Genomic DNA, 24,997 nt, shown 5'->3' on the forward strand with positions numbered 1-24,997 from the left:
GCGGGCGTCCAATGGAGATCGGCGCGGTTCTCGAGCGCCAGATCGAAGTTCTAACCAATGCTTGCAGCCAAGCGCTTGGCCTCCGTCGTCGCTTGCCGGCGCATCGCTTCGAACTGTTGCCGTTTCGGATCGACGTCTCGGTCGGTGGGGAACGACTGAAGTATCTCTCCGAACGACTCTGCGACTTCGTCTTTGAATTCGCCGTGCGGAAGAATGTATGGCTCGTTCCCGACGATTCCTTCGACCACCCGTTCGCCTACGGCGAGAGGATCCATCCCGGCTTCCAACGGCGAACCGCCGGCCGCGAACGGGCCGCCCCCCGGTTGAGCAGAACCGAACGTGTTGAGGTGAAGCGTCGTGTCAACGAGATTGCTGCGAACCAGGCCGGGGCAAAGGAGCGAAACGCCAATGTTGTGCGGTCCGAGCGCCATTCGCAACGACTCCGTCAGACCGCGCACCGCGAATTTGGATGTCGAGTAGATGCCGCCGGGATTTGGAAGAGCGAGAATGCCGGCCATCGAGGAGGTGTTGACGATGTGACCACCTTCTCCATGCGCCCGAATCCGCGGAACGAACGTCGCGACGCCGTTGACGACGCCCCCGACGTTGATGTTCATCACAAAATCCCAATCCGCAAAGCTCGCGTCTTCCATTGGCACCATACTCGATACGCCTGCATTGTTGCAGAGTATGTGGACCTTGCCGAATACCTTCTCGGTCTCCGTCGCGGCCCGTGCCATTGACGTGCGGTCGGTAACGTCCAGACGGATCAGATGGTAGTTCTTGTTGGAGCGATCGAGGGCGGAAGCCGCCGCATCGAGATGCGATTGACGGACGTCTGCGATAACGACCTTCACTCCATGCTGCAGGAACGCGCGGGCCATTCCGAACCCGATCCCACTCGCGCCTCCCGTGATGAACGCGACCTTGTCTTCGATATCTTTCATTTGATGGTGCTCCTGATCCTTGCGCACGCCCCTCGAGGTCATCGCGCCTTCTCGAGCATGAGCGAGAAGGTGGAATGCAAGCCCCGCCGCTACGGCTACGGATACTGACCGGCATACTGTGGAACGAATTAGCGTCTCCACCTCCGGCTAGGCTCTTAATCACAAGTTGCCAGACCCCGCCGCGGATCGCTATTAGTCCTCGTGGCCCTCGATCATGACGAAATCGGAGGTGCTGGCTTCGTTGCGAATCTTGGCCGCCGCCTGATACTCGGGTGAGTCGTAGCAGGCCTTGGCTATTGCGTAGCTTTCGAACTCGATGACGACGTGGCGACGCCCTTGAAGTGCGTCGCCGTGCACTTCGCATGCACCGTTTCGAACAAGGAACCGCGCACCGTACTTCTTCAATGGTACCGCGTTGGCCGCGATGTAGTCCTTGTAGCGCTCCGGGCTCGTGACGTTGATGTGACCGACCCAATATCCCTTCTTCGCCATCTCGCACTCCTCTTGCGCTAACGGTCTGTTGACAAACTGGACCACCTCACTCGCACCTTCCGGCCACTGCTTCACCACAAGTGCGCGGCGCGAAACACCGAATTCATGTCGGTCGTGACCCCACATATTCCGAGATCCACCTTTCCAGAAAGGCAGCAATGTCATCGCTGTTCCTTTCTTGCATCATCAGGTGGCCGTTGCCGTGCAGGCCGTGGTCCTCGAGCCGCAGATGGACGGCTCGCACGCCGGCCTGAACGAGATAATCGACGGTGCCGTGGTCGTGCATGGACCAGGCCGACGCCTCCGATGTCACGACAGCAACGGGTATCGATGCCAGGTTGGGAAGACGCCTCGCCGGCTCTTTCTGAACGAAGCAGTCCGCCAGCCCCGGCTTCGGAGCCTTGCGGATTTCGCGCCGCAGTTCAGTTGGGGCTTTGAGGGGCGGATCGAACGTCATCGGGATCGCAGTGAGCCCGTAAGAGAGGTCGCCAAGCCCCATCGGCAATTGGGCGAAAGGCGGCCCCATCGGCTCGACCGCCACAATGCCTTTCACCAGGTTCGGCCGACTATCTGCCACGAGCCAGCCGAAGGGCGCCCCCATGGAATGTGTGAGCAGGATCGCTGGACCGATGCGATCCAGCAATTCGGCACCGGCCCGCTGCATCAGCTGCTGCGTCTGTGCCAAAAAGACAAGGAATGGACCTTGGGTCGCGATGAATTGGTCCAGAATTGGATCGCCGACGACGCCGGAGCCAGGCCACTGATTGTGCTTTTGCGCGTTCGGCCAGCTGTTCGGCTGCTTGCCAGGCGCGGTAAATAGCGTCATGGCAAATTCGTATGTCAGCGGAGGTGTCATGGGACCCAGAGCCTCCGGATGCAGGGGTGAGCGACCATGCCCTGGGCGGTCGACGACATAGACCGCGTAACCCTGTTTCAGAAAGTAAGTGGCCCATCCAGGCCGTCCATCGGGAGTACCGAGAAAATCCGTTCCCTGCCCCCCACCTCCATGCACCATCACGATGGGATATGGATGCCGGATGTGCTCTGGGATCTGATACTGTACGAACATCTGGCCCGCAGCGATGGTGCCATTCGGTGTCTGCTGGCGGACCAAACCGGTCCAAAAGAATCCCTGATCTGCCAGCACCAACGGAGCAGGTTTTGCTTTAGTTTGGGTCACGTCCCCCTCCGACTTTCTTCAGAGATCCAGAAAACCGGTCGGCAGCCCGAGATTGCTGCGACCAATGTACTTCGCGAAGGTCATGTATTGGGAGGACATGTGTCCTCGATACATCTGGGCGTCGCCAAAGTATCGAAGCATCCTTGAGCCCTTCCGCGCCGCGGTCGACCCGGCGGTCTGAAACAAGAGCTCGATGGCGTCACAGGCAAGACGTGCGCCGGTCTGCAGCATTCCCCAGAGGCGCAAGTTTTCTTCCACGGAGGCTCGCAAACCCGTCTTCGCCCACCGCTGGCAGTAGTCCATGTGCTTACGCAAACCCTGGAGCAGCACGCCTTCGGCTGCATCGGTCAGCGCTATGGCGCGGCCATAGTTGACCTGGAAATCAGTCTCGAAGGCACGCTTGATGAAAGGTGGAACAAACGTGTTTTGCGAGAGCAGGATATCGCGATACTCATCGATCGCCGCGCGCGCGGCACCGATGATAGGCGATGTCAGGGACGCGTGATAAGGACCCATGAGAACGCCGAGATACATAGGGTTGCCATGCAATCGCGTTCCGGGTGTGCCATCGGAGAGATCCTGCTTCACACCCAGCGCGTCGAAGAACGCGGTCATGTGCTCGGGCACGAAGACGTTGTCCAGCTTGACGCTGTTCGAGCCGGACCCGCGCATGCCCAAGGTGCGGTCCCCACCCCAATCGGCCAGAATTGTGTATTGCCCCTGCGGGACAACGAAGTTCAAAATGCGTGGTGGGAACGAAGTTTGAAGCAACGTGGCGCCCAGGAAGTGCGTGCTGTGCGGTATTCCCGACGAATATGGCCACACACCACTGATGACATAGCCGCCCTCGACCGGCAGGCACGTGCCACCGGGGGCAGCCCGGTGCGGTGACGCGAAATGTCCGGATGAACCGAAGATTTCGATCTGTGCAGCTTCCGACCAGTGCGAGGCTATGACGGGCGCATGAGAAGCGGCCAACGTCAAGCACCACCCCGCGGACGGATGACCGCGCGATATCTCCACCATGACGCGAAAAAATGTTTCGTAATCGAACTCGTAGCCACCAAACATTTTGGGCTGCAAGATCCGATAGAATCCAGCATCGATGAACTTCTGCTGGATTTCGTCCGAAAAATGTCCCCGCTCATCGGTCTCGTCTTGCGATTCCCGCAGCAGCGTTCTCATCGAGGCGGCGCGGTCGACCAGATCCTGCGGAGTGAGGTGAGGTTCCGGTGCCGGCAGGCTCTTGCGCATGGCCTGAACGTTCATTTCAATCTCCTGATATTTCCGTTGAGCGCGTCGCAGCTAATCGGCGATAGGCATTTATGCCGGCGAACTCACAATCATTCTTTTGTGGCGCTCGAGCACCCGCGGCGCGGTTTCGTCCAGCATCAGGCAAAGCAAGCCTGCACAGATACAAAGCGTAGCAGCGATCCACATCGAGCTGGACGGACCGAACACGTCGGAAGCGATCCCGGCGAGGGCCGGGCCCGCGAAGCCGCCTGCGAGCTCGCCCACTCCCATGATGAAGCCAAGCGCAGTAGCAACATGGGTCCGCGGGATCGTCTCGGAAGGCACAGTGGCCATGAACAACGAGAAGCTGCCAACGGCGAGATGGCCGAGGCCCATGAACAACACCAACAATGGCAGCGGTCCGTCGAACATTACGATCGCCACCGGGGCTATCACGCCGACGAAACCTGACAAGATGAGAATCGGACGGCGGCCAAAGCGATCCGACAGCGCCGGTACGATGATCGAAGACGCGACCGTCGCGATACCGGTCGCGGCCACGGCAACGCTCATCACGCTGGGCGACAGACCGCGAACCTGCACCAGGTAGATCGGAAGGAACGTTATCTGAATCAGGAGCCAAGAGACCATCAAGCAGCTCACGATCGCGCAAACCCAGATGTTGCGATGTTTCAGCATCGTCGAAAGCGGGATCGTGTTGCGCGCAGACGCAGTCGATAGCGGAGCGGCACCCGACGAAGGTTCACGGATAAAGGCGACAATCAGGGCCGCCACCACGAAGCCCGGCACCGCCGCAATGTAGAAAGCACTTCTCCAGCCGTAGATCTGCCCAATTGCGACGAGCACCAGAGGAGCGGCAAAATTACTCAGGAGCGCGCTGAAGAAATTCTGCAGAACGCCCATGTTGAAGCCGCGGCGGTGCTCCGACGATTCCGCTGCCATGATCGATTGCGCGATCGGAAGTACAGGTCCTTCCGCAAATCCCATAACGAGGCGGGCGGCAAGCAACGTCAGAAACGAATTGGCGAGACCGGATCCGACCGAGCAGATCGAGAAGATCACTATCGCGCAGACCAGGAGTGTTTTGCGATTTTGAAAATAGTCCGAAAGAGTGCCGACGGCATAGCCGGCGATTGCCCAGGTCAGCGCCAGGCCACCCGCGAGGGCACCCAGCTGGGTGTTGTTCAGATGGAGCTCGGGTACCAGAAATGGAGCGAGAAAATTCAGCGCCAGACGGTCGAAAAACACGAAGCCAAACGCGGCTCCCATCAAGACGACAACGAGATTTTCATAACTGAGGATGCGATTCTTGCTCATGACCCTTCCCTCCCTAATGTTTCCCGTTCTGGTTGTTTGCGGCCGCGTTCTATGCGCATTGCGCCGGCGCGGCTTCTGATATTTCTTGAGGCGCGAGCCCATTGCGCCGGCTCTCATATAGCCGCCGCATTCTCGCGAACTCGACGACCTGCTCGGCCACGAATGCAAGCTGTTGCGCTATGATCGGATCACTGCACGCACCATCTGCGGAAAATGGCCTCTGAGCGGCGTTAATCACCGCTGAAAATGGAGTCGGCCAACCGCGCAGCGCGTGAACAATGGTCCGCAGAGTCCCCAGCGTCGCGCCCATGGCCTGGGCTCCGCCCGCGCATACGATGGCGCCGACAGCGCGTCCGGCAAGATAGCTGCGCGCGTCGGCGCGGAGATCCTCGGTGTAGTCTATAGCGTTCTTGACCAGGCCCGAGATCGAGCCATGATAGCTTGGGGTGGCAATGATGACTCCGTCTGCCGCGCGCAGTGCTTCGACCAACGACGCCGCACGCTCGGTACGTTCAATGCTGTCGTAGTGCGGGAGATTCAACGATTGCCCGGCGAAGATCTGCGTTTTCGCACCGAGCCGCGCGGCTTCCGTCAAAGCCAGGCGGAGCGCCCTCTCCGAGGTTGATCCGTCGCGCAACGTTCCGCCGATCCCGACGACGAGTGGAGACCAGTCTTTCATCGCAGCGGCCCACTTTCCTGCGCGGCACGATCACCCGAGGTGCAGGGCTCCTCAAGCGAATGCTGGCCAATTCGGATATGCGAGCACCCTCGCCCGGCATCGAACAATGCCATGCGCGTCTCTCCCTATCGTGGGCGCCGTGATTGCGTCTGGCGCCTCTTCGTGAGGTGAAAGTAGGACATGCCGGGTGGCTAAGCCTGCACAAACCGGACCGGTTTGCAGGAAACTGACACAAACTGCCCGCTTCGTTTACAGGAACGAGCCAGCGTTCAGATCGGAAAGGCTGATCGTGGAGTTCTTAATTCATCGCCCGTCGGTAAGCGCCCGGCGACAAGCCGGTCATCCGACGGAACGTGTTCGTGAAATGCTGCTGGTGCGCGAACCCGCATTGCCTCGCGACTTCCGCGAGGCCAATGTTTGGATCCGTCAGGAGCAGTTTCGCATGATGAATTCGCATCCCCACCACGTAGCGGTGAGGAGACACGCCCAGCGAGGACTTGAACACCCGTATGAAATACTCGGGACTTACGCCGCAGATCGCAGCCAAATCGTCCAGCTTGATGCAATCCGCGATATTGGCTTCGACAAAATCACGAATCGAGCGGACGCTACGTGGACTCAGCTGGCGTTCGACAGCACACGGCGCTTTCCGCTCCCGTGCATTGAGCACGATAAGGCGATTGGCTATTGCATGCGCAATTGAATCGGCCAGGAGGGAGCACGAGGTATCGCCCTCACGCACCATTTCTTCCACCACTGCCAGGAGATTGTCGGTTAGGGGCTCCGGCTCACCCAACAAAGGCAGGAGGCCAAAATCGGAGTTCTGCGCTTTACCTTCAGAGCCAGAAAACAATTCAGGGCGCAGGTACACATGGATCGAATTCAACGGCGTATTTAGCGTCACTTCACAGTCGCGGTGCGGCGGCAGGAAAAAGATTCCCTTCTCCTGCAAGTGCCTGGATACAACGCGCCCATCGATCCGATAGGTAACATCGACGGGTCCAGTAGCTCCAGTCACCAGCAGGGCGCTGGCATTGGCTTCGAAGCGGCCCCTGAACGGCTCTTCGCGCTGAACCGATGCGAACATAGTCGACCAGCCGAGCCCCGCACTGGATGCCTCGGGTTTCACGGCGAACTGTCGCAGCACGGAATGGACCTCGCCTCCGTCGAAAGGCCGCACGGTATGCTCATTTTGCGCTGCGGCTGGCGATGGTGGATAGGAGCGTTTCTGCATTGGCCCTGGCTGCTTGTCAGTTGACGCTGCGACGGTAGCGACCGGGCGTTTGACCCGTCAGCCTGCGGAAGGCGCGCGTCAAGTGTTCCTGATGGGAGAAGCCACAGCGCAGTGCTATCTCAGCGAGGCCTTCCTGGTCTTGCTCGATCAATCGCTTCGCCCGTTCGACACGTGCCGCGATTACATATTGGTATGGTGACTTGCCGGTCGTTGCTGCAAACGCCCGAACGAAAGACTTTGTGCCAATTCCGCACGCGCTGGCCATCGCAGCAAGGGTGATCTCACCCTCAAGATTGGCTTCTATGAAATCGTTAAGGCGCCGAAGTTCGTAGTCCGGCAGCCCAGCGGTCTGAACCTGCCATGGTTCGCTACTCCTGCTGATCGCGGAGACCCTGTCCGCGAGCGCCCGCGCTATCGGATCGATGAAGAGATCTGAATTCGAGACATTCTCGCAAACGGCCTGCTCAACCGCCTGCGCCAGATGCTGTATCACCACGTCCCGTTCCACCAGCAGCGGTGTAACATTGTGGACAGAAACTAAGTTTGCGCGCAGATAGATATGGAGCGTATCCAGCGCCCCATGCAATCCCACCTCGCACGCATGACCTGCTGGCAAAAAAAAGATGCTTCCTTTTGGAATGCAACGTGACGTGACGTGCCCGCCTGATGCAAAAGTCGTCTGCACGGGACCGCTACGGTGCAACACGATGAGGTCGTCAGCGATCGCTTCGAACCGCCCCTCGAAGGGATTCTCCCTTTGGATCGACGCGTAAATCGAAGACCACCCATGCCCCTCACTCGTTGCACGGATGTCGGCCCCAAACCGATGCAGAACACCGTGGGTATCGGAGCCCCTAAACTCGCGCCTGGCTTCCATCTCGTGCTCCGCGTGTCGTCTGACGGGGCCCGCTGCAGCGCAATATGCGCCTCGTGGTGATGAAGAATAATTCCTTATAACAACAATGCTCTGAGCACGCTATGTGTTCGTTTGGCTGCCCAGGAGGAAGCTGCCGTCGATCTGCTCGCCAACGAGCCGGAACGAGCCGCCTGCCTCGAAGCCGAACCCGTTGAAGAGGCGCATTATCTACACTTCAGTGCGTCGAATTGAGACTTGACCTTCTGAGGTCTTGCCGCGGAGACGCCTCGCTGCGCATTCGCACTGTCAGCATAAGCCGGTCGAGCAGCACCTCCTTGTCTGTCAGACGGCGCAAACGGATGAGATTGGCCTCGTGCTGCTCCGGATCTGTCGTGTCGAAGATGATCCGCTTGTTGTCGACCGCCGCGGGCGAGACGACCTCGAGGAAGATGCGGCGGCGCTCCTCGGCGTATTGATCGAGGACCGCGCTGTCGACGTCGCCGCGAACGACAGCAGCCAGCGCCTTGTAGAGTGCAAATGCGTCGAACAATCCCGATGTGAGCCCGTAGGCGCCGCTGGGATTCGTTGCATGCGCTGCATCGCCGGCCAGCAACACTCTGCCAACACGGAACCGCTCGGCTGCCCGCTGATGCATGCGATAAGGCGCAAAGGCAACGACCTCAATGTCGCGCGCTCCCGGAAGGATGACGTCGAAGTACGCGGTCATACGCTCGGCGATGCTTTCCTCGGGTAGATCGAGCGGCTCGCTGTAGGTGCAGCGCCACAGATCGCCTTTATCCAGCTTTACGATGATTGCGCCATGGGTCGGGTGAATCAGAAAGGTGGTGCGCGCGTAGCCGTGCTTCGAAAAATCGTGCCGGACGTTGGCCGCGATAAACCGTTTCGGCCATGTGATACCCTCGAACTCCAGATGCAAGGCCCTTCGAACGTTGCTCGTCGCGCCGTCGGCGCCGATAACCCATCCGGCACGGAGTTTGGAAGGGCCCTCGGGGCCGTCAACCGAGAGAGTGACCCCGCTGCCATCCTGCATCAAATCGCGCATTGTCACACCCCAGCGAACCTCGGCATGCGGAAACTGCTGGAGTCGGCGCAACGCAATTCCGGCAAGTAGGTTTTGGCCGAGATGGAGGTTGAAAGGGAAAGGTGTCCGTCCGTCGAGAACGTCCAGGCTGTAGTTGATTTTCTCGCCGGTCGCGAAATCCAAGTAGGTATAGTCCTGCTTGGCGAACCCGACGTCTAGCGCCTCTTCAAGCAAGCCAAGCCGGTCGAGGCCCTCAAGTACAGACCAGTGATACGTTATCGCGCGCGGGGAGGCGATGATTTCCGATGCACGCTCGATGACGATAACCGGGATGCCCGCCTGGGCGAGCCCGAGAGCGCTTAGCAAACCAACCGGGCCGGCGCCCACGATGGCGACTCTTTCTTCAACGGACATAAATCCCTCTTCTGTTTCCTAGTCGCGAAACGAGTTTGGCCGTGAGCCGCTCACCGGAAAAATCCGCGCAAGGCAAGGAACTCTTTCTGTAACTGAACGGCACTTGCTTATGATGTGTTTCGATCAGGCCTGAGTTCCGCCATCGACCGGGATGATTGCCCCGGTCATGTAACTCGAGGCCGGCGAAGCCAGGAGCAGCGCGAGACCCTTGATTTCGTCGAGCTCAGCGAGCCGCCCGAGCGGTACCGTGCTCGCAAACAAGGCCGCCCCTTCCGCCGTGTGCATCCGGCCGTTGCCGATATTGGTCTTGAACGGTCCCGGCGCGATCGCATTCACTCGCACATTGTGTGGTCCAAGTTCGAGCGCCGCCACGCGCACGACCTGCGCAATGCCGGCCTTGGCGGCGTGGTAGCCGTAGCTCGGCGCTGCAGAGGCGCGAAGCGCGGCGACTGACGACGTCACCACGATCGATCCGCTTCGCCGCGGCTTCATGTGCTTCGCCGCGGCTTGCATGGTGTGAAATGCGCCATCGAGATTGACACGCAGGCAGTTGTTCCAGAGGTCAAGGGAAGCCGCGTCGAGCACGCCGTCCGGCTTGCCGAAGCCGGGCCCGCCGCTGATGCCGGCGTTCGCGAACACACAGTCCAGCCTTCCGTACTTCGCGACACAATCGTCGATGGCGGCTACGACCTGCCCGCCCTGGCGCACATCGACCACAACCGTGTCGACGCCCGCGCCCGCAGGCCGCACGCAGTTTGCGGCCCCGACAAGCCGATCTCCGTCGACGTCGATCATGACGACGCGGGCTCCGTTGGCCGCGACAACCTGGGACGTCGCTAGACCGATCCCCGACGCAGCCCCTGTGACCACGACCACATGGCCGGTCAGATCGAACAGTGCATTTGCCTTCATTGATCTTGCGTCTCCATAGGGGCCGTCAATCCGCGCGGCCGAGCAGCGAGCCGCCGTCGATCACGATGTGCGTTCCGGTGATGTAGCTCGATGCCGGAGACGCCAGAAACAGCGCAAGTCCCTGGATCTCCTCGGGTCGGCCCACGCGGTGCATGGGGCTTCCCGCCTCGAAACGTTTCTGCAGCTCCGGCGTCGTGAGCTCGGTCAGGAACGGGCCCGGCAGGATTGCATTGACGAGAATGTTGTATCGCGCCAGCTCGAGCGCCGATTGCTTGGCCAGGTGCGCGACGCCCGCCTTCGAGATTTGATAGGGCATGCCGACGATGGCTCCCGGCCGAACGCCCGCGATCGAGGCCGTCAGAATGATGCGCCCGCCATTCTGCCGCTTCATGTGAGGCGCAGCCGCCTTGATCGTGGCGAACATCGACGTCAGATTGGTGTCGATGACCTTGTCCCAGAGGGCGTCGGGAATCGCTTCGATCGCGCCCTTCGGGTCGCGTTCGCCGGACATCGAAAGGAAGCCAGGGCCCGCATCGATGCCGGCATTGGCGAAGACCACATCCACCCGGCCGCGCTTCTCGACCATTTGGTTGACGGCCGATGCGATCGCGGCGCGATCAGTGACGTCGACCGCGCTGCCGTCGACATCGCCCCGCGTGCTCAATTCGGAAACCGTTCGGTTCAGCGTTTCCCGATCACGATCGAACAGCGTGACGCGCGCACCGTTGTCCACCATGGCTTCGGCGAACGCGCGGCCAAGGCCCTTGGCCCCGCCGGTGATCGCCACGGACAGCCTCGCAACGTCGAAGAGCTCTTGCGACTTCATTTCGAATTTCCCGTCTTCAACGACCAACGCCGGATCGGATCCTTGCCGTCCCAATCCCGTGCCGCGGCGAAGTAGCCGTGATAAATTCCTTCAAGCGCCTCCGTGGTCTCGATAATCTCCAACATCCCCGGCAGGTCTCGTCGCGTATCGACATAGACGATCCGCACGCCACGCGGGGAAATGTCGGAAAAGACGACGGGATAGCCGGCCGCTTCATAGCGCGCGACGTCCGAATCGAAATCCTTGGAGCAAATTGCCCAGTGATGAAAGCCGTGTCCCTTGACCTTGATGGTCTCCTGATAGACGGACGGTTTGGTGTCGTGCTGCTCGATCAGCTCAACCATCATGTGGCCGGTGAACGCGACGGCGAGTGTGAGGCTCATGTCGGTTGGTTCGCCACGGTAGAAGCCCTTGGCGGGGACGAAAGGCCCGCTCACGGACCACGGTCCGATATTGAGCGCCTCGACGTAGTGCTGCATCGCGGCGTCGATGTTCTCGACCGTGTACGCGGCCTGAACAATCCCGCCGACGGGTTGACCGAAGGAAAGTCGCTTCATCGCGCAAAGAACTCCGTGCTGCCTTTGAGCCACTCCTTGGCGACGACGAGATCGAGAACGGCCGGCTTGCCCTCAGCGTTGGCCGTCATTGCGCGCTGCAGGGCCCCTTCGATGCCGTTCGGATCGGTGATGCGCTCGCCATGACAACCCGACGCCCTGGCGAGGCCGGCAAAGTCGAGATCGAGCATGAAATCGGTGGCGATGAAGCGCTGGTTGAACGCCTGGACCTGGATGTCACGGATCGAGCCCAGTGCGCGATCGTTGAAGATGCACCAGGTGACGCCGAGCTTCAGTTCGGCGGCGACCGGTAGGATGTTCATCACCATCTGGAATGAACCGTCGCCAACGAAGCAAACCGCCGGCCGGTCCGGATAGACCAAGCGCGCTACAGGGAACGCCGAGGCCGAGAAACCCATGCCGTAGAAGCTCGACGGCACGATCGTTGCTCGCGGTTCGTAGATCTTGAAATAGGGATAGGCTCCGCCCATGCCCTGCGCGAGGACGCCGACGTCGATCGCAACCGTGGCGTCGCGCGGGAACGTCCGCCGGATCCTGTTGAAAATCCGGATCGGATGGATCGGCTGCATGTCGGAGCCGGCCATAACCTCGATTTCAGTCTCAAGTTGCGCGCGACGTCGCGACAGCTCATCGAGCCACACTCTCGTCTCCGCTCCCGGGTTGGACTTGGCGGGCCCGATTTCAGCGATCAAGTCCTGCAGCACCAGCCGGGCGTCGCCGGTGATGCCAATTGCGGCGACCACCGAGCGGCCGATCTCATTCGGGTCGATATCGATCTGGATGTATGTGGCGGATGGCGCCGGCAGATAATCCCGCTTCCAGTTGGTCTCCTGCTGCTCAAAGCGCGCGCCGACGCCGATGACAACGTCCGCGTTCGGAAGCAGGTATTTGGTCACATCCTGGCGGTGATGGCCGATGCCGCCGGCGGCTAATGGATGGTCGTCCGGAAGAATGCCACGACCGGCCAGCGTGGTGATCACGGGGCTTCCGAGCGTTTCGGCAAGCTGTCGAACTTCCGCCCAGGCACTAGCCGCGATCGCGCCGCCTCCGGCAACGATCAGCGGCCTCTGCGCGGCAAGTAGGGCGGCCGCCGCGGCCTTGATACGCTCGTTGTCGCCTCTGACGGCGGCAGGCTTGCCAACGGGGCGATACTCAGCAACGTCAATCTGCGCGGCGAGAACGTCCTGCGGGATATCGACGAGCACCGGCCCCGGCTTTCCGGAACGAGCGATCGTGAATGCCTGACGGAGGCTCTCGACGATGAGATCTGGCCGATCGACCCGAATGCCCCACTTCGTGATAGCGGCGAAGATCTTGACCTGATCAATCTCTTGGCTCGCGCCCCGGTGCGCGTTGCGGGTCGCGCCACGACCGGCGATGATGATCATCGGCAACGCGCCCACGAAAGCTTCCGCAACGCTCGTTACCAGGTTCGTCGCGCCCGGCCCGGCGGTGACGCAACATACGCCCGGCTCGCCGGTGAGCTGCGCGTATCCGGCAGCCATGCTCGCGGCATGCTGCTCGTGGCGCACGAGGACATGAGATATCTGCTGCTGGCCGTAGAGCGCGTCATAGATGCCGATGGTATGGCCACCGGGCATGCCGAACACGAACTTGACTCCCTCGGCCTTGAGGACATCCACGACCGCCTGGCCGGCACTCATCATCGTCATTGCATTCATTCCAAGTTCTTGGTCCCCGTCACCCGAGACACAGCGCGAGGCTTCGAGACGACCGTTTTATTGTTTGCCTGAGACCGCCTTCACCAAAGGACAGCCTCCTTGATCAAGCGGACGAAACGCCTGCTCTCCCGGCACCGTGGTGACCACGTTGTAAATGTCCCATTTGCTCTTGGACTCAGCGGGCTTCTTAACCTGCAACAGGTAGAGGTTGCGCATCACCCGCCCATCGAGGCGCACCTTGCCGTCCTTGGTCGCGAAGTCGTTGACGGGAATCTCGCGCATCTTCGTCGCAACCGCGTCGGCGTCGCGCGTACCGGCAGCCTTCACCGCCTTGAGGTAATGGAAGACTGCGCTGTACGCCATGGCCGGATCCCAGTCCGGTGGGTGGCCGATCTTCTCCTCGAACCGCTTCGACCAAGCGCGCGTTTCATCATTGAGATCCCAGTAGAACGGATTTGCCAGGAGCAGGCCCTGCGCCGCCTTCAAGGTGATGCTTTGGACATGCTCGAGAAACAGCACATAGGCCGCGAAGGTGGCGCCATTGGACGTGAGACCGAATTCGACGGCCTGCTTGATCGAATTCACCGTGTCGTCGGACGAATTCGCAAGCCCGATCACATTCGGATTGGTCGGCTGCGCCTGCAACAAGAACGACGAGAAGTCCGCCGTATTCAGCGGCGCATAGACCGCGCCCAGCACTTTGCCGCCATTCGCCTCGATCACCGCGCTGGTATCGCGAACGAGCGCTCGACCGAAGACGTAGTCGGCACCAAGAAAGAACCAGCGATTGCCGCCTCGCTTGAGCACGGCCGTACCCATCACATTTGCGAGCGAATAAGTGTCGACGGCCCATTGCGTCGTATAGGCGTCACACTTCGGGCCAGTGACGTCCGAGCTCAGCGCACCGACGAAGAGCGAGATCTTCTTCTTGTCCCTGGCCAGGGACTGCACCGCGAAAGCCACCGCCGAATTCGGCACGTCGACTATCGCGTCCACTCCGTCCACGTCGTACCACCGCCGCGCGATGGCCGATCCCACGTCAGGCTTGTTCTGATGGTCGGCGAAGACAAGCTCGACCTTCTTACCGAGCACCGGGCCCGTGTCTTCGATGGCCATCCGCACCGCCTCGACGGTCTCGCGCCCGCCGGCAACGGCGTAGACCGAGGACATGTCGTTCATGACGCCGATCTTTATGGGGGTCTCGTCTGCATACGCGGCGGTCACGCAAAATAGCGCCGAGCCCAGCAACAAAGCACGTGCGACCCTCATGGACTTTCCTTCCCTCAACCGGCGGCGAAGCCTGAATTTCGCTCATTTTTGATTTGTGATAACAAATCACAAATCTCATTACAAGCCGTCGGCGCAAGATTTGTTGGCTTCTGCCGCTCGGCCGCGCGCATCCGTTCCGGCGTTCAATGAACGCCAGCACTCGCTGCAAGGTGAGATCAGAGCTTTCAGCCCGCGGGCTGCTTGTCCTGAATGAGGGTCGCGATGACGCGATCTCCACCCTTCATGAGATCCTCGGTGAGCGCGGCCCGCGCCGCTTTGGTATCGCCGGAGCTCAGGGCCGTGATGATGCGGTGGTGCCCTCGGGCACCTTCCGATGTGAGGTTGATCGGGATTTGGTTGAATACAGGCCCGATTTGGAGCCAGAGCGACTCGATCATCGAGAGCAACAACGGGCTCTTGGCCGCTTCATAGATGGTGAAGTGGAACTCCTGATTGAGCGCCCAAAACTGCCGCTGCTTGTTCGTGCCCAGCAACTTGATCTTCTCATGGAGTCGCTTGAGCTCGGCAATGCCATCGGTGCCGATGTGCGCGCAGGCGAGCGCGGCTGCCTCGCCTTCCAAGAGAATACGCACACGGCGGATCTCCAGGAATTCGTCGATCGTTATTTCGGGCACGATCACCCTGTGATTGGGCAGCATCTTCAGCGCGCGCTCGACCACCAAGCGGCCGATGGCATCGCGAACCGGCATGAGGCTGACGTGTAGGCTTTGCGCCAAGGACCGAAGCTTCATCTCGGCTCCAGGAACGAAGCCGCCCGACATGATCATCGTCCGTAGCTCGCGGTAGACCCGGTCATTCAGCGTCTCCCGCTCGACCGCGCGTATCGAGCTCTCGAAATTGGTTTTATCGCCCCCCTTGGATATCAACCGAACCGTCCCTCTTCGCCGATCTGCAGAATGCTCAGCTTAGCAAGAGACCCCGGCTAGGCAAAATGGGGCGGGCCAGGGCTGTCCAATCGGGAGCCCTCGCCTCGAATTGCCAAATGGCGCGCCCGGCTGTCGCTTTGAACGTATGCTCACGACGAAAAGACTGGAATGGGCATGGGCTTGATCATCTCCAGATCCATCGTTGAGGCACGCGGAGGCCGCACCTGCGCCGAAATCAATTCGTCTTTGGGCGGCGCACGGTTTTGCTTCACGCTACCAGCGATCGCGCGTGTCAAATCGGCGCCATGTTAGCAACTGGTCACCGGACGAGAGGGGATCGCATTGATCGCCGCGTCGGAATGACACTCGGCGCAGCCTCGCTCGGGCTGCCGGCATGGTGCTCGACGGCGCCATTCGCGACGCTGCGGAGATTCGTCAGCGCACTTTTCCTGTCTATGCCCGCGGCGTAACCCATCGCGGTCCATAAAAGGACGTCCCGGAGCGATCAATGTCCCGATTACGGTCGGCGGCATGCCCCGTGAACGCTGGCGACATCATCGTGGGGGACCAGGACGGCCTCCTGGCATTTCCACCCTCCCTGGCTGCAACGGTCATCGAGAAAGCATTGTCGCAGGAGCAAAAAGAGCAAGGCACCATCGACGCGATCCGTGAGGGCCGATGGGATCGCGCCTTCGTCGATGCCCTCGAGGCGCGTTGCGCGAACTGAACGGCGGTGGCGCTCTCGAATTCGAACAGTTGACGTTGGCCGTCGCCACCCAGTTGTCATCGCATCATCAAGCGCCCAACTGATCGCAACAAATCGTACGGCGGCCTACGAAATCGCGAACAATCGTAGCGAAATTTCCCAACTAAAAAGGTCCGTTCCGATGCGCAACCGCTTTAAGTAATTGATATTGCTTGGTGGGCGCACCAGGGCTCGAACCTGGGACCCGCTGATTAAGAGACATGCTATTGGCCTTGATTTCCCAAGAGAATTTTCCCAAATCCTTCTGCGGCTGATCCATGTCGTCATCGAGTTGCGAGTCCATGCCCCAAATCCACCATTGTGGGGTCAGTTGAAGCGCAAAATAGCTGCGCCGCTGGTGTGTTCGCCAGCCACCAAGATGGAGGTGCTCTCGCCGGCTGAAGAGTGCCAGAAAGAGCACTAGGCCGTCATACCAGTCGTGGTTTCCGGGCAGTGCATAAACCGGGGGGCCTTTCAGGAGACCAGGATGGGGATCGGGAAAGGCCCACCGGTAAGGCGTTAAGAGCTTATCGCGGTACGCCTCGGCTGAGGCATGCGGGTAAACTTCATCACCGCCCATCACCAGCAATTGGCCGCGAGGCAAATCCTTGCCTTCGAAGTCAAGCGTTTCTCGTGCCAGCAGGGACGCCATGGCGTAGGTCGCATCGAAGCCGTCGCCAAGGTCCGCGACGTAGTCGATCCAAACGGCCCCTTCCTCATCGGGTTTAAAGGCCCAAACTTCTTCATTTTCGTTGCCAGGCATGAATTGCTGTGCACGCCGGACCAACTCCTTCGGGTCGACGGGATCTAGCGCCGCCAGCACCAAGCGGCGATCAGCATACTGCCCGAAAACATCGGAGACGATGACGCGCCAAAGCAGTTTGATAAGCAGCCCAGGCTCAAACCAACTTGCCATGTACGGCAGATCGCGGGGGGCCTTGTCAGATGGTGTCGCCATACGATTCTCCCTTCACGGTAGAATACGCGGCTCCTTTCTCGTACTCCGTGCCTTAGGGGCTTTTCCACCGAAATTGCGCGACTACTCCCGTGCCCTACGTCCCGAACGCGGTGAGCATCTTCTAAGTTATTGATCTTTCTTGAGGTGGCAGTCGTTCCCGTCCCGTTTTGTTCACGGTAGTTTCACCCAATTCATTGCGATTTCGTTGCGGGCGTTTCTCAACGAGAACGGCACCCTCCCAGAGGCGTTGCGATCTTCGGGCGGCTGACAAGTTTATCGGGCTTGGGCAAGGTCTACTGACCGGGCGGATCTTTGCTGGGACCGCATACGCCACGGGACGGAGCGCTCGGCTATCCAGTAGCGAGTTTGCTCTGAGCTGTCGGGGGTTCGAGTCAGTGGAGCGCTACCGCCTTTCCCCCACGTCAGCCAACCTACGATATTTTATCCAGTCCTAGGCATAGGTTCGTTCGTACGCCGAGCACTGGCACAATTGTATGCTGGTACGGAAGAACGTTGAAGAATATTCGACACCTCTTCGAATGAAAGCGATGTTGTCGCGGAAAATCAAAGACCGGTGATTCCACTGCCGCTTGAGCCGCGCAGCCCGCGCGTCGGGCTAATTGATCTCGGTATTCCGACCTCTATCGCGGAATAACGCGCGGCGATCAGTCGTTTGAGAAGCTGTTGCCTTGCGCGGGAGGCCGAGTCGGGACAATCCGCCAGTGCAGCAGCGAATACGGAGGCGCGCGATCAGAATGATGTTCGAACACCCCTTCGACATGCGTTCCGATTACGACGGTCTGCATTGGATCACCGAGTAAATTTCCCACCATCCGCACGCCGCCGACATGCGGAAGCTCCACGAGCACGGCGAGATACGGAGCGTGCTGCTTCAGGACCTTGTGCGAAGGATGCCAGACCCGCTCCCAGCTGAAGATCCGTCCATGGGGATCGGTTTCCGTCCATTCGGGATCGAAAGCGTGGCAGCGATGACAGATCCACTCCGGCCCAAATTGCCAGGTGCCGCAATGGCAGCACCGTTGCACCATGAGCCTATTGCGGCGCAGCCCCGCCCAATACGGGGCTGACAGACCGTCGGGCTCCGCAACCGGAATAGGCAGGCCATTGGGAAGATAGCTCGCCCCCCGGTCGCTGCTCACAATGTCGCCTCCGAGCCGAGAAGAAGATTGCTGACCGGCGTCACCATGGGGCCGCCGATGACCATGGCGACGTCATTCCGCCTCGCCTGGCTGGTCGAGACGCCGCGCACCTGGCGCACGGCCTCCAGCACGAGCTCGAACCCGTGCATGTAACATTCGGCCAAATTGCCACCGCTGGTGTTGAGCGGAAGCCGCCCCGATGGCGCAACGAGGTTGTCGAAGGCGAGATAGTCGTTGGCCTCCGCCGGCGCGAAGAAGCCATGTTCCGCGAGCGCCATCACGACGCCGCCCGTAAAGTTCTCGTAGCACTGGACGACGCTGACGTCGGATGGACCGAGCCCAGCCATCGCATAGAGATCGGCCGCGACGGTTTCGAAGCCGGCGCTCGCGTAATGCGGCGAATTGTGCGGGATCGCGCCCGCACGATATCCGGATCCGACGGCGGCCCCCAGCACATAGGCCGGCTTGTTGCGAAATTCTCCGGCGCGCTCGGCAGCCACCAGCACGAGCGCGGCGGCGCCATCGTTCTCCATGCAGCAATCGTAGAGGTGAAACGGTTCGGCGATCCAGCGCGAGGCGTCATACTTGGCTGCGTCCAGCGGCTTGCCGTACATGACGGCCCGCGGGTTGGCCTGCGCATGATGATAGGAGGCCAGCGCGATCGCCCGCAGCGCCTCCTGACTGACGCCGTGCTCATGCATGTAGCGGCGCACGCGCATGGCGAAGCGCTGCGGCGGCGCCAGAACGCCGTAAGGCATCAGGTAGGCCTTCTCGCCGGAAATCGTGTCGATGCCCGTCGTCTGCCCGAACCGGCCGTGTTGGCCCTGCGCGAGCGAGCGAAACACGACGACGCAATCCGCAAGGCCGGCGACGATCGAGGCCGCCGCATTGGCGACGGCCGCGCAACAGCCTCCACCTCCCCCGCCCCATTGCATGGTCGCAGCACGAAGTCGCCGCGTGCCGAGAGCGGAGGCAAGCCTGGACGGCTCGCTCCGCTCCTCGCTGTAGGAGGCGAAGCCATCGATGTCGCGCGGATCGATGCCGGCATCGCTGCACGCCGCCAGAATGGCCTTCAGCGCGAGCTTGAACTCCGGATCCGGCGATGCGCCGTGGCGGTAATAGTCGGTCTCGCCGATCCCGACGATGGCAACGCGGCCTCTGAGCGTGCGATCGGCCGTCGCCATCGCGCTCACGTCCGCTCCGCTTTCCCTGGATCTGCCCCGGTCTCTCCGAAGGCGCCGGCCGCGGCGAGCAGCGCCAGACGTGCATCGTCGTAGCCCAGCAGCTCCTGCAGCACGGCCCCGGTATGCTGGCCGACCGCGGGCGCGGCCACGGGATCCACAACGGGCGTCGCGGAATAGCGGATCGGCAGGCTGACATTCGGGATCCAGCCCAGCGTGTCATGCGGGATGCGGGTGACAAGACCGCGCTCCCGCGCCTCGGGTGACCGGATCGCCTCGCCGACAGTGCGCACCTGCCCGCAGGGGACGCCGGCCGCCCGCATCCGCGCCTGCCAATGGCTCCACGGCCGTTGCGCGAAAGCCTCGCCGAGGATTGCGAACAATTCGTCCCGCCGCCGGATGCGCTCGGATCCGGTGGCATAGGCCTCGGCCGCGGCGAGATCGGCGCGGTCGAGCACCTGCGACATCAGACGCTGGAAGATCTTGTCGTTTCCGCAATTGATGTAGAAGGCACAGTCCTGCGCCTGGAACACGCCGGAGGGACAGGTATCGGGGCTGGTGTTGCCGTGCCGCTGCGGATTGGCGCCGGTGAACAGATGCTGCATCGTGGCATAGCCGGTCATCAGCACGGCATTGTCGAACAGCGACACCTCGACCGCCTGTCCGAGCCCGCTGCGCTCACGGGCGACCAGCGCGCCGAGGATGGCGTTGCAGGCCATCATCGCCGTGCTGATGTCCATCACCGGCGACAGCGCCCGCACGCCTTCGCGATCCGCATAGCCGTTCATGGACACGAACCCGCTCTCGACCTGCGCGATCGGATCGAAGCCGAGCCGGTCCGCGAAGGTCCCCTCGCGTCCATAGGCCGACACCGAGCAGTAGATGATATCCGGCTTGATCGCGCGGCATGCCGCATGGTCGAGCCCGAACCGCTCCATGACGCCGGTGGAGAAATTCTCGACGACGACGTCCGCCGTCGCGATCAACTCGCGCACCACTGCGACGCCCTCCGGCGACTTCAGGTCCAGAGCCACACTTCGCTTGTTGCGGTTGGTCCAGACGTACGGCGCCCCGGCTTTGAGTTCGGGATGCACCGGCGGGTAGCGCCGGAGATCGTCGCCGCGACCGGGCGCTTCGATCTTGATGACCTCGGCGCCCATATCGGCCAGGATCATTGTGGCGAAGGGGCCCGCAATGAAGTGGGAGAAATCCACGACCCGGATTCCCGCGAGCGCCCTCGGCGCATCGGATGGCCGCGGCGTGTAGGCGGGGAAATCGGCTTCGATGTTGTCCAGCATGGTGCATCCATTATTCTTCGCGGCAGCCTTGGCGGGACTGATCGCAACCGGCGTCAATTGTCCTTGGCCTGCTCGACCATCGAACAGCCGCCCTGGTCGATCGGACGGAACGCCTCGGGCCCACTCAGGGCGCCGACATCGTCGAGCAGGTCCCATTTGCCCTTCGACGCCTTCGGCGCCTTCACCTTGAAGATGTACATGTTGTGGATGGCGCGGCCGTCCGCCCGCACCACGACCGGACCGAACAGCGCGTCATCGATCGGCTGCTCCTTCATCTTTCGGATGACCGCCTGCGCGTCATTGGTTCCCGCGGCCAATGCGGCATTCAGATAGGCCAGCACCGAGGAATAGACGCCGGCGTGAAACGCGGTCGGCGACTGATCATGCTGCCGCGCGCTGAACTTCGCCGACCAGGCCCGGCTGGCCTCGTTGAGGTCCCAATAGAACGGCTGGGTGATGATGAGTCCCTGCCCGACCGTAAGCCCGCTGGCCTCGATGTCGTTCGTCGTCGTCAGCATCGCGGCGAAGATCCGGCCGTTCTGCTTCAAGCCGAACTCGGCGGACTGCTTGATCAGGCTGACGGTATCGCCCCCAGCAGTCGCGAAAGCGATCACGTCGGCGCCAGAGGCGTCCGCCTGCAGGATGAACGAGGCGTAGTCGGCGTTGTTGATGGGAACGTTGACCGATCCGAGCACGGCGCCGCCGCCCGCATTGATGACGGACGTTCCGTCCCGCACCATGGACTTGCCGAGCGCATTGTCGGTGGCGATGAAGTACCATTTCTTGCCACCGTGACGAACCAGGTAATTGCCGATCGTATGCGATGCCGCCCAGGTGTCGAACGTCCACTGGATCGTGTTGGGCGAGCAGTATTTCCCGGTCAGGTCGGATGATGCAGCGCTGGAGGCGATAAGGGCCGCCTTGCCGCCGCGAACCACCTCATTGACGGCAAGGCCGACCGCGGAGTTCGGCACGTCGGCGACGGCGTCGACCTTCTCCTGCTCGATCCAGCGACGCGCGATCGCCGCCCCGACATCCGCCTTGTTCTGGTGATCCGCCGAGATGATCTCGACTTTGAAGTCGGGATGCTGCGCCATGAAGTCCTCGGCCGCCATTCTCGCCGCCGTCACGGAGCCCTCGCCGGCATTGTCGGAATAGGGACCCGACGCATCATTGAGGACGCCGATCTTGATGGTGCGCGTTGCGGCCGCCCATGCGGGCGAACACAGACCGGCGAGGAGCAAGGCTATTCCGGTAACGCGCAAAGCCACTTTCATGTTTTCCACCCTGTTGACGAGCTTTGTTGTTCTTAGAGGTCCAGCACCAGCGTGCCCGACCTCGCGCCCGAGCAGCAGATCATCATTGTCTTGTTGGATGCCTGCTCGTCCTTGCTGAGAAACTGGTCGCGATGATCCGGGATGCCTTCGAGCACACGCGTCTCGCAGGTGCCGCAGACCCCCTCCGAGCAGGCATGGTTGGCCGCGATCCCGGCCTCGAGCAGCGCCTCGAGAATCGTCTTTCCGGCTTCGACCGGAATCGTCCGGTTGCTGCGCGCGAGCCTCACCTCGAAACCGCCCGCGATCGCGGGAGCTTCAGTCGCCTGGAAGTATTCAACGTGCACGTGATCGGCCGGGCGACTGGCTGCCGCGGCTTCGAAGGCTTCGAGCATCGGCTGCGGCCCACAGCAATAGAGATGAGCCTGCGCCGGTGCCCGATCGATGACGGCCGCAAGATCGAACAGACGCCCGGAACGCTGGACGTCGAAGTCGAGGCGCACCTTCAAGCGCCCCTTTGCCGCGAGCACCTCGATCTCATCGAGGAATGCCGCCACGCGTGGCGTCCTTGCCGCATAGAACAGTTCGCAGGACCGCCCGAGGGCGTCGAGGCGACGGGCCATGGACAGCAAGGGCGTGATGCCGATTCCGCCTGCGATCAGGACCGAATGCTCGGCCTGCTCGCAGAGCGCAAAGTTGTTGCGAGGCTGCGACACCCTGACGATGTCACCCGCCTTCAGATTGTCGTGCAGGAAGCGTGAGCCACCCCGCCCGGCCATGTCCTTGTTGATCGCGATCACATAGCGATGGCGCTCACGCTGATCGTTGACGAGCGAATAGCTGCGGACCATGCCGTTCGGCAGATGCAGATCGATATGACCACCGGCCGTGAAGGGATCGAGATCGCGGCCGGTCGGCGAGATCAGTTCGTAGGAATTGATCCCATCCGCCTCGTAGCTGATGCGCTTGACGCGAACGTCAAACAAGCCATTGCTCATGGCGCGCGCCTCCGCGGAACCGCTATCGAAGGGCTCACATCTCGTATCCGAAATCGGCGCCGAGCTTGGCACGCATGAAGGGCGCGCCGACGTCGACCCACGAATCCTCCTGCGGCAGCCGCATTGACACCGCGCGGACCATGAACACGTCGGGGTCCGTCACGCCTTTGGGCTTGGTTCCGTGATCGCGATAGGCCCCCAGTGCCTCCAGGATGAAACGTCGGGTCATCGCGATGCCGGTGTCGCTCGAGCAGAGGTTTTCCCTGGTCCGGTCGAAGATCGGCGACACGCCGCTCTGGCAGGCCCCGTCCTGCACCCACAAGCCCGGCAGGCCCGAAAACCAGGCCGTCTGCTGCGCCTGGTAGTCGAACTGGAAGCCATTCTGCGGATTGTATTTCGTCCAATAACCCGCATAGGGGACCGTCACCGGGTGCTCGACCAGCGCATGGCGACTGGCATGCCCGCTCTCGCGACCATTATGTCCTTCGGAGAAGACCTGCCGGGTTTTCGGCAACAGGGGTTGCGATGGGTGGTAGGAGAACATGATGCAGAGCGTGTTCTCGTCGTCGATCGGCACCCAGACGTGGCCGCTGAGATCCGGAAACGGCATCAATGGCGGGACCAGCGTGTAGAACGGCAGCATGAACTGGTTGACGCGCCAGTACAGCGTATTGGCATCGTAATTGCGCCGCGCCGCGATGCTCATGCCGAAGTCCTGCTTGATGCATTCGAATGTCGGACGCAGATCGCGCTTCTGGATCCAGGCGCTGGTCGTGCCCTGCGCGTCCAGCCGCCCATGCAGCAGCGGCGCGTGGGCAGAATCGATCTCACCCTCGACCGCCTGAAGCCAATTGCACTCCTGCACGCGCAGCGAGATATGCACCTGCTGTTGCGGCACCAGATTCCATTCGACGTTCGGCAGCGGCGGAAGATCAGCCTGGTCGGGTCCCATATAGGTCCAGATCATCCCGTTGCGCTCCCGGCACGGATACGCCTTGATCCTCACGCGCTCCTTCAGACGGCTGCGGACCGGCTCGGCCGGCATATCCGTCGTGGCGCCAGTCACGTCGAATTTCCAGCCGTGGTAGACGCATCGCAGGCCGCAATCCTCGTTCCTTGCGAACACCATCGGCGCCCCGCGATGCGGACAGGCCTGGTCGACCAGCCCGACGCGGCCCTCCGAATCCCTGAATGCGACAAGATCCTCTCCGAGGAGCCTGATCCGCTTCGGCTGGCCGTCTTTGGTCAGATCCGCCGACGGCAGGAACGGAATCCAATAGAGGCGGAACAGGTCTCCGAGCGGCGTGCCCTTGCCGACCCTGACGAGCCGTTCATTGTCTTCGCGTGACAGCATGTGCTTCGTCCTTCAATGGCAACCCGTCGCCGCCTTGCTCTGGTGCAGTGCCCAGCAGCGCTGCGACACGCGCCGACAGTCCGAGATCCCGTGCAGTCCAGAGCGGATCGGCCGAAGCCAGTGGCTGCCGTGGTATGGGCGGCATTGCCCCGGCCTCGACGAGCTTGACGATCGTCTCGATGCGGCGCCGCTCGAGATCCCGCAGGGCTTCCTCGACCACCACACCTTCCGCGCTGCAGCCGGGCAGTTCGGGATAGGTCAGACGTACGAGCCATCGACCGGGTTCGGTTTCGACCGCCTCGGCTTCGAGAAGATAGGGAATCGACAGGAGCTCGCGCAGATCCAAGCAGTCCTCCCCGGCAGCGCAGTTCAGCGCCCTTATTGATACGTATACGTACTATATGAGCGAATGGTTTGCAATAGCAAATCTGGTCTCGCCGGCATTTCCGGGCGCAGCGCTCAC

25 protein-coding genes are annotated in these 24,997 nt (G+C 61.4%); 2 read left to right on the plus strand and 23 right to left on the minus strand.

All coding sequences use genetic code 11. The features are described 5' to 3' along the window. Window positions 1-50: 50 nt before the first annotated feature. From ACR9YP_RS34595 to ACR9YP_RS34665, 15 genes are all read right to left on the minus strand, one after another. Window positions 51-947 (minus strand): SDR family oxidoreductase, encoded by an 897-nt coding sequence (locus ACR9YP_RS34595; protein ID WP_474217997.1) that lies wholly within the window; start codon window positions 945-947, stop codon window positions 51-53. 192 nt (window positions 948-1,139) lie between these two features. Next, window positions 1,140-1,439: a DUF1330 domain-containing protein gene (locus ACR9YP_RS34600; RefSeq protein ID WP_474217998.1), complete on the minus strand. Its 300-nt coding sequence runs from the start codon at window positions 1,437-1,439 to the stop codon at window positions 1,140-1,142. Between the two features lie 103 nt (window positions 1,440-1,542). After that, a complete protein-coding gene (locus tag ACR9YP_RS34605) occupies window positions 1,543-2,619 on the minus strand; it encodes an alpha/beta hydrolase (RefSeq protein WP_474217999.1) in 1,077 nt (358 codons plus the stop codon). Window positions 2,620-2,637: 18 nt separating this feature from the next. Then, a complete protein-coding gene (locus ACR9YP_RS34610) occupies window positions 2,638-3,888 on the minus strand; it encodes an acyl-CoA dehydrogenase family protein (protein ID WP_474218000.1) in 1,251 nt (416 codons plus the stop codon). A 54-nt stretch (window positions 3,889-3,942) separates the two neighbouring features. After that, window positions 3,943-5,190 (minus strand): MFS transporter, encoded by a 1,248-nt coding sequence (locus ACR9YP_RS34615; protein WP_474218002.1) that lies wholly within the window; start codon window positions 5,188-5,190, stop codon window positions 3,943-3,945. A gap of 49 nt (window positions 5,191-5,239) precedes the next feature. Then, the gene (locus tag ACR9YP_RS34620; RefSeq protein WP_474218003.1) at window positions 5,240-5,869 is read right to left on the minus strand and encodes an NADPH-dependent FMN reductase; all 630 of its coding nucleotides are present in this window, start codon (window positions 5,867-5,869) and stop codon (window positions 5,240-5,242) included. Window positions 5,870-6,167: 298 nt separating this feature from the next. After that, entirely contained in the window at window positions 6,168-7,103 is a 936-nt protein-coding gene (locus tag ACR9YP_RS34625; protein ID WP_474218004.1) for a helix-turn-helix transcriptional regulator, read from the minus strand. A gap of 16 nt (window positions 7,104-7,119) precedes the next feature. Beyond that, complete coding sequence (locus tag ACR9YP_RS34630) at window positions 7,120-7,980, minus strand: helix-turn-helix domain-containing protein (protein WP_474218005.1); 861 nt, start codon at window positions 7,978-7,980, stop codon at window positions 7,120-7,122. A 214-nt stretch (window positions 7,981-8,194) separates the two neighbouring features. After that, entirely contained in the window at window positions 8,195-9,415 is a 1,221-nt protein-coding gene (locus ACR9YP_RS34635) for an FAD-dependent oxidoreductase (RefSeq protein ID WP_474218006.1), read from the minus strand. 123 nt (window positions 9,416-9,538) lie between these two features. Beyond that, window positions 9,539-10,327, minus strand: coding sequence for an SDR family NAD(P)-dependent oxidoreductase (locus ACR9YP_RS34640; RefSeq protein ID WP_474218007.1), 789 nt, complete (start codon window positions 10,325-10,327; stop codon window positions 9,539-9,541). Between the two features lie 25 nt (window positions 10,328-10,352). Further along, on the minus strand, window positions 10,353-11,153 hold the full coding sequence (locus ACR9YP_RS34645) for an SDR family NAD(P)-dependent oxidoreductase (RefSeq protein WP_474218008.1): 801 nt from the start codon (window positions 11,151-11,153) through the stop codon (window positions 10,353-10,355). Further along, complete coding sequence (locus ACR9YP_RS34650) at window positions 11,150-11,710, minus strand: VOC family protein (RefSeq protein WP_474218009.1); 561 nt, start codon at window positions 11,708-11,710, stop codon at window positions 11,150-11,152. The genes ACR9YP_RS34645 and ACR9YP_RS34650 overlap by 4 nt, the downstream gene beginning before the upstream one ends. Continuing rightward, the gene (locus ACR9YP_RS34655) at window positions 11,707-13,401 is read right to left on the minus strand and encodes a thiamine pyrophosphate-binding protein (protein ID WP_474218010.1); all 1,695 of its coding nucleotides are present in this window, start codon (window positions 13,399-13,401) and stop codon (window positions 11,707-11,709) included. The genes ACR9YP_RS34650 and ACR9YP_RS34655 overlap by 4 nt, the downstream gene beginning before the upstream one ends. 66 nt (window positions 13,402-13,467) lie before the next feature. Continuing rightward, window positions 13,468-14,679: an ABC transporter substrate-binding protein gene (locus ACR9YP_RS34660; protein ID WP_474218012.1), complete on the minus strand. Its 1,212-nt coding sequence runs from the start codon at window positions 14,677-14,679 to the stop codon at window positions 13,468-13,470. Between the two features lie 185 nt (window positions 14,680-14,864). Continuing rightward, a complete protein-coding gene (locus tag ACR9YP_RS34665) occupies window positions 14,865-15,566 on the minus strand; it encodes a GntR family transcriptional regulator (RefSeq protein WP_474218014.1) in 702 nt (233 codons plus the stop codon). A 394-nt stretch (window positions 15,567-15,960) separates the two neighbouring features. On the opposite strand from ACR9YP_RS34665, the gene ACR9YP_RS34670 reads away from it, so the two are divergent. Together ACR9YP_RS34670 and ACR9YP_RS34675 are read left to right on the plus strand one after the other, a co-directional pair. Then, a complete protein-coding gene (locus ACR9YP_RS34670; RefSeq protein WP_474218015.1) occupies window positions 15,961-16,053 on the plus strand; it encodes an RraA family protein in 93 nt (30 codons plus the stop codon). Window positions 16,054-16,104: 51 nt separating this feature from the next. Continuing rightward, window positions 16,105-16,293 carry a hypothetical protein gene (locus tag ACR9YP_RS34675; protein WP_474218016.1) on the plus strand — a complete coding sequence of 63 codons (189 nt, stop codon included), beginning with the start codon at window positions 16,105-16,107 and terminating at the stop codon, window positions 16,291-16,293. 142 nt (window positions 16,294-16,435) lie between these two features. On the opposite strand, the gene ACR9YP_RS34680 is transcribed toward ACR9YP_RS34675, so the two are convergent. The 8 genes from ACR9YP_RS34680 to ACR9YP_RS34715 form a co-directional block, all read right to left on the minus strand. Further along, window positions 16,436-17,269 carry a hypothetical protein gene (locus ACR9YP_RS34680; protein WP_474218017.1) on the minus strand — a complete coding sequence of 278 codons (834 nt, stop codon included), beginning with the start codon at window positions 17,267-17,269 and terminating at the stop codon, window positions 16,436-16,438. Window positions 17,270-17,934: 665 nt separating this feature from the next. Further along, entirely contained in the window at window positions 17,935-18,429 is a 495-nt protein-coding gene (locus ACR9YP_RS34685) for a Zn-ribbon domain-containing OB-fold protein (protein ID WP_474218018.1), read from the minus strand. Next, on the minus strand, window positions 18,426-19,613 hold the full coding sequence (locus tag ACR9YP_RS34690; RefSeq protein ID WP_474221161.1) for a thiolase C-terminal domain-containing protein: 1,188 nt from the start codon (window positions 19,611-19,613) through the stop codon (window positions 18,426-18,428). Before ACR9YP_RS34690 ends, ACR9YP_RS34685 begins: the two co-directional genes overlap by 4 nt. Window positions 19,614-19,618: 5 nt before the next feature. Further along, entirely contained in the window at window positions 19,619-20,908 is a 1,290-nt protein-coding gene (locus ACR9YP_RS34695; RefSeq protein ID WP_474218020.1) for a CaiB/BaiF CoA transferase family protein, read from the minus strand. 53 nt (window positions 20,909-20,961) lie between these two features. Then, a complete protein-coding gene (locus tag ACR9YP_RS34700) occupies window positions 20,962-22,185 on the minus strand; it encodes an ABC transporter substrate-binding protein (RefSeq protein ID WP_474218021.1) in 1,224 nt (407 codons plus the stop codon). 32 nt (window positions 22,186-22,217) lie between these two features. Further along, entirely contained in the window at window positions 22,218-23,180 is a 963-nt protein-coding gene (locus ACR9YP_RS34705; protein ID WP_474218023.1) for a PDR/VanB family oxidoreductase, read from the minus strand. Window positions 23,181-23,214: 34 nt separating this feature from the next. Beyond that, window positions 23,215-24,534 (minus strand): Rieske 2Fe-2S domain-containing protein, encoded by a 1,320-nt coding sequence (locus ACR9YP_RS34710; protein ID WP_474218024.1) that lies wholly within the window; start codon window positions 24,532-24,534, stop codon window positions 23,215-23,217. Next, the gene (locus ACR9YP_RS34715; protein WP_474218025.1) at window positions 24,512-24,880 is read right to left on the minus strand and encodes a hypothetical protein; all 369 of its coding nucleotides are present in this window, start codon (window positions 24,878-24,880) and stop codon (window positions 24,512-24,514) included. Before ACR9YP_RS34715 ends, ACR9YP_RS34710 begins: the two co-directional genes overlap by 23 nt. Window positions 24,881-24,997: the final 117 nt, after the last annotated feature.

Source organism: Bradyrhizobium sp. BR14999, assembly GCF_056106085.1.

Bases quoted from the DNA above. Each gene is read 5' to 3' on its own strand.
- ACR9YP_RS34595 (WP_474217997.1), bottom strand. From the start codon at position 947: ATGAAAGATATCGAAGACAAGGTCGCGTTCATCACGGGAGGCGCGAGT.
- ACR9YP_RS34600 (WP_474217998.1), bottom strand. From the start codon at position 1,439: ATGGCGAAGAAGGGATATTGGGTCGGTCACATCAACGTCACGAGCCCG.
- ACR9YP_RS34610 (WP_474218000.1), bottom strand. From the start codon at position 3,888: ATGAACGTTCAGGCCATGCGCAAGAGCCTGCCGGCACCGGAACCTCAC.
- ACR9YP_RS34615 (WP_474218002.1), bottom strand. From the start codon at position 5,190: ATGAGCAAGAATCGCATCCTCAGTTATGAAAATCTCGTTGTCGTCTTG.
- ACR9YP_RS34620 (WP_474218003.1), bottom strand. From the start codon at position 5,869: ATGAAAGACTGGTCTCCACTCGTCGTCGGGATCGGCGGAACGTTGCGC.
- ACR9YP_RS34625 (WP_474218004.1), bottom strand. From the start codon at position 7,103: ATGCAGAAACGCTCCTATCCACCATCGCCAGCCGCAGCGCAAAATGAG.
- ACR9YP_RS34630 (WP_474218005.1), bottom strand. From the start codon at position 7,980: ATGGAAGCCAGGCGCGAGTTTAGGGGCTCCGATACCCACGGTGTTCTG.
- ACR9YP_RS34635 (WP_474218006.1), bottom strand. From the start codon at position 9,415: ATGTCCGTTGAAGAAAGAGTCGCCATCGTGGGCGCCGGCCCGGTTGGT.
- ACR9YP_RS34640 (WP_474218007.1), bottom strand. From the start codon at position 10,327: ATGAAGGCAAATGCACTGTTCGATCTGACCGGCCATGTGGTCGTGGTC.
- ACR9YP_RS34645 (WP_474218008.1), bottom strand. From the start codon at position 11,153: ATGAAGTCGCAAGAGCTCTTCGACGTTGCGAGGCTGTCCGTGGCGATC.
- ACR9YP_RS34650 (WP_474218009.1), bottom strand. From the start codon at position 11,710: ATGAAGCGACTTTCCTTCGGTCAACCCGTCGGCGGGATTGTTCAGGCC.
- ACR9YP_RS34655 (WP_474218010.1), bottom strand. From the start codon at position 13,401: ATGACGATGATGAGTGCCGGCCAGGCGGTCGTGGATGTCCTCAAGGCC.
- ACR9YP_RS34660 (WP_474218012.1), bottom strand. From the start codon at position 14,679: ATGAGGGTCGCACGTGCTTTGTTGCTGGGCTCGGCGCTATTTTGCGTG.
- ACR9YP_RS34670 (WP_474218015.1), top strand. From the start codon at position 15,961: ATGGTGCTCGACGGCGCCATTCGCGACGCTGCGGAGATTCGTCAGCGC.
- ACR9YP_RS34680 (WP_474218017.1), bottom strand. From the start codon at position 17,269: ATGGCGACACCATCTGACAAGGCCCCCCGCGATCTGCCGTACATGGCA.
- ACR9YP_RS34690 (WP_474221161.1), bottom strand. From the start codon at position 19,613: ATGGCGACGGCCGATCGCACGCTCAGAGGCCGCGTTGCCATCGTCGGG.
- ACR9YP_RS34695 (WP_474218020.1), bottom strand. From the start codon at position 20,908: ATGCTGGACAACATCGAAGCCGATTTCCCCGCCTACACGCCGCGGCCA.
- ACR9YP_RS34700 (WP_474218021.1), bottom strand. From the start codon at position 22,185: ATGAAAGTGGCTTTGCGCGTTACCGGAATAGCCTTGCTCCTCGCCGGT.
- ACR9YP_RS34705 (WP_474218023.1), bottom strand. From the start codon at position 23,180: ATGAGCAATGGCTTGTTTGACGTTCGCGTCAAGCGCATCAGCTACGAG.
- ACR9YP_RS34710 (WP_474218024.1), bottom strand. From the start codon at position 24,534: ATGCTGTCACGCGAAGACAATGAACGGCTCGTCAGGGTCGGCAAGGGC.